The sequence below is a fragment of the Pedobacter sp. AK013 genome, assembly GCF_014205835.1.
Classification (GTDB): Bacteria; Bacteroidota; Bacteroidia; order Sphingobacteriales; family Sphingobacteriaceae; genus Pedobacter.
In genome coordinates, this window is record NZ_JACHCQ010000070.1 from 1 (window position 1) to 6,704 (window position 6,704).

The following is a 6,704-nucleotide window of genomic DNA, read 5'->3' on the forward strand; positions in this document are numbered from 1 at the left end:
TATGATTATGGCGCAAGGTTCTATGATCCGATTATAGGCAGGTGGAATGTGCCAGACCCGCTTGCGGAACTAGATAGAAAGACAACTCCTTATGCTTATGCGTTTGATGATCCTATTCGCCATACTGATCCCGATGGAATGTTCGGTGAAGATGTTAATGAAGATTTTGATGGTGGGCCAGGGCCTAAAGTTGGTGTAGGCATTACTGCAGGAGGAATCATCGGTGGTTCACTTGCTGCTGGAGGAGCAGTTGCCCTTGCAGGAACTGGTACTGTTGTTGGTGCCCCTGTAGGATGGGTAGTAGGGGGAGGTATTGTTGTTGGAGGGCTTATAGGAGGGGGAGCGGTTTATCTGTGGGATAAATTTCATTCAAATAATGAAGAATCTTCTACTGTTCTGAAAAATGAAGATTCAAGCAAGAGTTCTGGGGCAAAACAAGCAACCTCAGAATCTGGTGCAACAGCAAGAGGTACAGCAGGAAAACTTGAAAAATCGCCAACGGGTAAAGGGACAGTCCCTGCATCGGAAAGAGCTAAACAAAGAGTTCCTACAGCTAAGGAAAAAGAACAGGAAAGAAAAGCTAATGACAATAAGTGTACGAATTGTGGTAATGAAACAAAAGCAAAAGACACAAGGTCACATCATTATCCAAAGAGACATGCAGATGGCGGAACAAAAACTACTCCTGTCTGTAAAGAATGTCATACTTATTTACACAGTACAAAAAATAACTAATGACAAATAAGGAGTTTTTAGATATTATCAGAACAAATATTGATAAAAATGGCTATCATATTACGCTCGTTAATGGTGGACAGCATCCAGATTTTTCTTACTCTATTGGATTAACTGAAAAATTAGGTTTTGAATTGATCATGGCAGGAGGATTTAGTTCAGTAAAAGGTAATGAGGCAGTATTTGATTATGTAATTAATCAATTGCAATCTGGATATGTGGTTGATTCTAAGTTTTCATTACCAGACGAAAGTACTTTTTACCTGAGCAAGGTAGACCCATCTTGGGCTAAAAAAATGATGTTGGGCGTTTATGATTATTATGATACAAGTGAAATTATCGCTTATCAAATTATTCCAGTAGAAAGAACACTAGATATACCATTAATGTCAGAATCAAGAGATCTAAATGATCCTATTTGGAAATGGCTAGATATAGATTGGAATATAAAAGCACCAGTAAATTCTTATGTAATTACTGATTTTGATGCGTTAACAGGCAAGACAATAATTGAACTTACCAGATGGGAAGAAGGTGTATGGGAAATGTTTTCGGGGCCAGGGCCAGATGTTAAAGAAGAGGATATTAGAATAGTTCCGTTGGGAACAATCTTGGGGATAGATGCTACATTATGGCCAATTGTAGATCTATCTATAGGTGAAGGTTTATGGAGAGAAAGTAAAGATTCAGAATGGCAGAAGTGGGAATAGTCCTCATCCCCATCTAGTCTTAGTGTCTCGCTAAGTCCTTTTGTTCTTCGTGTCTCACTAAGAACAAAATGTAACTTACTTAACAAAGCCCGGCAGAATTGCCGGGCTTTGTTATTCCTGCAGGAGTTGGAGTTTAAGCAATCTTGCTTTGATGGCTCCATAGGTCCTGGAGTGTAGTTTGGCAAGTTCTGTAATCTTGGTTCCATTACCAAAGCGTTCTGCAAGCCATGCATCTTCTTCTTCGCTCCATGGCATTCCCTGATTACCTTTTTCAGCTACCGCCCTAAGTTCATCAAGAGCAAAGAATAATGCCCTGATGATTTGGGGCTGGTTGTACGGGCTGTCTGCGCGGAATACTTCTCCTGTTACGGGGTCGGTACCAGCGGCCAGCGCCTGGAGAATCTCTATATTCCGGTTGTTATCCAAAAGTGAGTCTTGTTTTGGCCTCGCGGATAAGAGCGCCAAGCGTTTGTAAAATATGGGTTCTATCCTCGCTTTTGAGCGATTGGAGTTCGTTAATTTGTTTTACTAGATCTTGGTCAAGTTCTTGGTCAGAAAGGCCAGTAAGATAATCGAGTGATACACCTAAAGCATCTGCCATTCGTGCTGCCGTTTCAATAGAAGGTTTCACTTCTCCACGTTCGTATCTTCCAATTACCGGAGCATGTACGCCCAATTGCTTAGCAAGGTCATCTTGCGATACTTTTCGCTTTTTACGAGCCTGTAAAAGACGTTCCCCGAATAAGATAAGTTCTATATCTGCCATAAAAATAAGATAAAGTGTAAATCTACGGAACAAAAAATATCTATTCAAATCTAAAATTGTTTGTATGATTAAAACAAATAATATACATTTGGACAAAATATGTTCTAAAAAACTTTTTTTATCCACATGGCAAAACTGATAACCGACAATCCCGAACTGCTCATCTATATCGACGGAAAAATCCATATCACGGTACTCGGCGGAATAAAACTGACAGGCTTGGACAGGCTGAAGGTAACGCTGAAACTGAGCCTAACCGGAAAATCCAATACGGCCTACCGCCATAACCTCGATTTGTACAACGGCATCCAAACGGAAGCTTTGATAGAAAAGGCTTCTGAAATGTTGGATATCAGCACAAGCGAAACGAGCCAAATCATTAGCCGATTGACAACCGAACTGGAAAACTACCGGGCGCAAAGGCTGGAAGAAATGAAACCGAAGCAACCCGAAAAAAGGGAACTATCAGAAACGGAACGCAAACAGGCCATTAACTTCTTAAAATCCCCAAACTTGTTACAACGAACCAAAGAAGCCATAAAACTGAGCGGACTGATTGGCGAGGAAACCAACAGCATGATTGCCTACCTGACCTATACGAGCAGGAAACGCCACGTACCCCTGCATTTGATGTGTTTGGGTGCAAGCGGAACGGGCAAGACCTGGCTACAGGAAAAAGTATCAGAACTGATGCCAGAAGAAGACAAACTGGAAATTACCACACTTTCCAGCAACGCTTTTTATTACTTCGGCAGAGAAGAACTGAAACACAAATTGCTATTAATCGAAGACCTAGACGGTGCAGAAAGCGTGCTTTATCCATTACGGGAACTGCAGAGCAAACGGAAAATCAGCAAAACGGTAACCTTGAAAGATAATAAGGGCAACCTAAAAACGGTCACGCTGAACGTTGAAGGGCCTGTTTGCGTGAGCGGATGCACCACAAGGGAACAGCTTTACGAAGACAATGCCAACCGTTGCATATTGCTTTATATGGACAACAGTACCGAGCAGGACAAAAATATTATGGATTACCAGCGCAAACTAAGCGCAGGTCAGATTGACCAGGCGGAGGAACAACAGATACGCAACCAAATCAAAAACGTACAGCGGCTGCTGAAACCGATTACGGTTAAAAATCCCTATGCCACCTATCTGCAACTGCCGGAGGCTGTTTTTAAGCCAAGAAGAACGATGCTGTTACTCTTATTATTCACAGAAACGATAACCTATTACCACCAGTACCAGCGAACCCTAAAAACAGATACGGACACTGGCGAACAGTACATTGAAAGTACGATAGACGATGTAGAAAATGCCTTTACGCTACTGGAAAACACCATATTGAAGAAAAGCGACGAGCTGAACGATGCCTGCAGGAGCTTCTTTGAAAAACTGAAAAGGTATCTGAAAGAGCAGGACACAGAGGCTTTCTATGCCAAAGAGGTTCGCAGTACCTTTCGTTTAAGTCCAAGCAGTTTAAAGCGTTACCTGTTTGAACTGGAACGGATGGGCTATATCAAAATCGTAAGGGGCAACCGTTACAAGGGCTTTGAGTACAAAATCAATAGCTGGAACGACTTGGAAAGTTTGCAGAAGGATAGCCAAAATATGGTAAAAACAATACTGGAGAACATCAAAAATGTAGCCCGTAGCCCAACAGTAGTCCAAAGTACAAATGGGCTACATAACAGGCAGAAAATCAGCAAGAAAGAGGTGGTAGTCCAGCCTAAATAAAAAACGTACAGTAAGCAAAAAAATAAATCTGTTCAAAAGCCGAATAAAATCTGTGAAATCCCTTAATCCGTGTAATCACCCACTCCGTGAAAAATCCATTATATAAACGCTTGCAAGCTGGTTTCAGTGAGTGGTTAAGAATATTGAACTTTGAAAAAAGCAGTCAAAGGGATATGCCCAAGATGCTGGACGAGTTCCTAAACTATCTGGAAATACAGAATTGCAACAGCATCAACGAAATAACCGAAAGCCACATTCAGAATTACCTAAACCATTTATCTGAACGTCCGAGCAAAACCCGAGCTGGTGGATTGAGCCAGAACTATATCCGCAAGTACCTACAGGTGGTTAAAAAGTTTAGCAGATACCTGGCAGAAAGCAACCAGGAAAGCTTCGAAGTAAACATCAAGCTGAAAGGCAAAACGAGCAACATCAAGAGCATACTAACGCAAAAAGAAATCACAAAGCTGTACGAAGCCACCAAAGAAGATAAACTGGGTTTGAGGGACAGGGCAATGCTGGCTTTGTACTACGGTTGTGGGCTGAGAAAAAACGAGGGGCTGGGGATGAATGTTGAAGATGTGCTATTAGAAAAAGAGTTAATCTATGTGCTAAAGGGCAAAGGCTACAAAGAACGTTTTGTTCCATTGGCTGGCCAAAACAAGACCGATATTGAAAATTACCTGAACTACAGCCGGCCACATTTATCAAGCAACAAAAAAGAGCAAGCCTTGCTGTTGAACATTAATGGCAAAAGACTGAAAACGGTATTCGAGCGCATACAAAAGTTAAAATTGGAGGCCAGGATAAACAAGCCCATTGGTTCACATACCCTGCGCCACAGCATCGCTACGCACCTTTTGCAATCGGGGATGAAACTGGAGCATATCCAAAGGTTCCTGGGGCATAGCAGCTTGGAAAGCACCCAAATCTACACCCATATAAGCAATGAAGTTTGAAGAATATCTGCAGGAACAGGGATTGAAACCCGATACCGTTGGGCAGCATCAGCGGTATATCCATTACTTTATCTGCTGGATGAGCGATGAAAGCCTGCACCTGGACGAGGTTGGCCATAGCGAAATCTTAAGCTTTGCAGACGGGTTAAAACAAGAGGGGCATAGCATCGGGCAAATTAACCGGGTATTGCTGGCATTACGTTATTACTTTTCCTACCTGTATAAAGATGGGGTAATGGTGTACAATCCGGCAGCAGGAATCACATTGAAAGGAACCGTACGGAATATCCCACACGACTTGCTTGAAAAGGCAGAACTGGAGGAGTTGTACGAGAAATATGAGATAAAAGATGAACGTACCCATCGTAATAAAGTAATATTGGGTTTACTGGTCTATCAGGCATTGACCAGAAGTGAACTGGAAGTGTTACGTCCAGAGCATTTGAAACTGAGAGAAGGTAAAATCCATGTTCCACAGACCAATAAGAACAACAGTAGAAATCTAAGTTTGCAACCACACCAAATCTTAGACCTGCAAGAATATATATTGATTATCAGACCAAAAATACAACAACAAAGTGAGCGATTGTTTACGGGCAGGAATGATATGGAAAGTTTGAAAAATAGCTTGCTTCACTTAAACCACGCCTTAAGAAAAATCAATCCAAAGCTAAAGAATGCGATACAAATAAGGCAAAGTGTAATCACTGAATGGCTGAAAGAAAAGGGCCTGAGGACAGTGCAATATATGGCTGGGCATCGATATGTGAGCAGTACGGAGCGTTACCAGACTAATAACCTTGAAGACTTGAAAGAAGCACTGAACAAACACCATCCATTGAAATAATAGCCTGTGTGTTGGGTGTCAGCCTGAGCCCCGTCGAAGGCCCGGGCAAAAAATCCAGCCAGCTCGCAAGCTCGCTTCCCCTGTCTTTTTTACCCTTAGCCTGGCCGACCCTTCCGGCGGTTTTCCGTCACACTTTTTGTACCCCAGCATGGCAGCACATATGCCTTTCAGTACGAGTTCCCCTACCTTACAGGCATATAAGCTGCCGCCCCTCCAAACAAAAAGTCCGCCTAAAACTGCCCCAAAGCAAAATAACATAACACACATTATAAAACTGCCCCACGAAGCCAAAACACCACCAAAGCCGTCGTTATAATGGGTGTTATGTTAAATAGCCCCACATCCCGACACCTGGCCAGCGCACCGCCGTCTCCCTCCGGTCAGTCAGCGGCGAAGCCTGCGGCAGCAAGGCAGAGATTGATAATGTTAAAATGGTTCAGTGGAAGCCTGGTCGGGGGAACATCGGTAGAACTTCGTAGCAGGGACATTGCACCCGCCCAACCTCTCAGGGATAGAAAGAGCCGCACCAGCCACCACACAAAACCAAAGCTCTTTCCATCCCTTTGAGGGAAGAGATGTCGCCCGGGAATGTTGAAAAAAAGAGCTAATAAAAAAGATAAAACCGATTATCTTTATGTTACTGGCGAAAGCGGAAACAGGCCCTGCTGAGGAGCAACCTGCGAGGAAATACACCAGTGTGCAACGAAGTATAACGTTGGAAAGCCAGGCATCAAGTCTGGCTTTTGTCGTTTGGTGCATACTTTGGAGCACCCAATGCCTAAAAAAACCTAAAAGTCCCGGAGGGAACAAAAAAAATGCACCAACAACAGGCTTGTAAAAACCGAACAAAAAACTAACTTTACGCAAAAGGAACGTTCTTTATAACAGCTGAAAAATGCGGTAGGAAAACCTGAAAAACGGCTGAAAAGTTGTGGTAGGCAGTATGATTA

8 protein-coding genes are annotated in these 6,704 nt (G+C 42.8%); 6 read left to right on the plus strand and 2 right to left on the minus strand.

Translation table 11 applies throughout. The features are described 5' to 3' along the window. The coding region (locus HDC90_RS25415; protein WP_304622239.1) for an RHS repeat-associated core domain-containing protein at positions 1–735 on the plus strand (735 nt) is incomplete at its 5' end. Further along, positions 735–1,445, plus strand: a complete 711-nt coding sequence (locus HDC90_RS25055; protein ID WP_184471355.1) for a DUF4262 domain-containing protein — start codon at positions 735–737, stop codon at positions 1,443–1,445. The genes HDC90_RS25415 and HDC90_RS25055, both read left to right, overlap by 1 nt. Positions 1,446–1,556: 111 nt before the next feature. On the opposite strand, the gene HDC90_RS25060 is transcribed toward HDC90_RS25055, so the two are convergent. Continuing rightward, positions 1,557–1,871: a hypothetical protein gene (locus tag HDC90_RS25060; RefSeq protein ID WP_184471357.1), complete on the minus strand. Its 315-nt coding sequence runs from the start codon at positions 1,869–1,871 to the stop codon at positions 1,557–1,559. Further along, on the minus strand, positions 1,864–2,211 hold the full coding sequence (locus tag HDC90_RS25065; RefSeq protein ID WP_221451946.1) for a helix-turn-helix domain-containing protein: 348 nt from the start codon (positions 2,209–2,211) through the stop codon (positions 1,864–1,866). Before HDC90_RS25065 ends, HDC90_RS25060 begins: the two co-directional genes overlap by 8 nt. Before the next feature lie 126 nt (positions 2,212–2,337). Here HDC90_RS25065 and HDC90_RS25070 point away from each other — a divergent pair, with 126 nt between their 5' ends. From HDC90_RS25070 to HDC90_RS25085, 4 genes are all read left to right on the plus strand, one after another. Then, positions 2,338–3,948: a hypothetical protein gene (locus HDC90_RS25070; RefSeq protein ID WP_184471359.1), complete on the plus strand. Its 1,611-nt coding sequence runs from the start codon at positions 2,338–2,340 to the stop codon at positions 3,946–3,948. Between the two features lie 86 nt (positions 3,949–4,034). Continuing rightward, entirely contained in the window at positions 4,035–4,907 is an 873-nt protein-coding gene (locus HDC90_RS25075) for a tyrosine-type recombinase/integrase (RefSeq protein WP_184471360.1), read from the plus strand. Next, positions 4,897–5,754 carry a tyrosine-type recombinase/integrase gene (locus tag HDC90_RS25080; RefSeq protein WP_184471362.1) on the plus strand — a complete coding sequence of 286 codons (858 nt, stop codon included), beginning with the start codon at positions 4,897–4,899 and terminating at the stop codon, positions 5,752–5,754. Before HDC90_RS25075 ends, HDC90_RS25080 begins: the two co-directional genes overlap by 11 nt. A gap of 634 nt (positions 5,755–6,388) precedes the next feature. Continuing rightward, a complete protein-coding gene (locus tag HDC90_RS25085) occupies positions 6,389–6,592 on the plus strand; it encodes a hypothetical protein (protein ID WP_184471365.1) in 204 nt (67 codons plus the stop codon). The last annotated feature ends 112 nt before the right edge of the window (positions 6,593–6,704 follow it).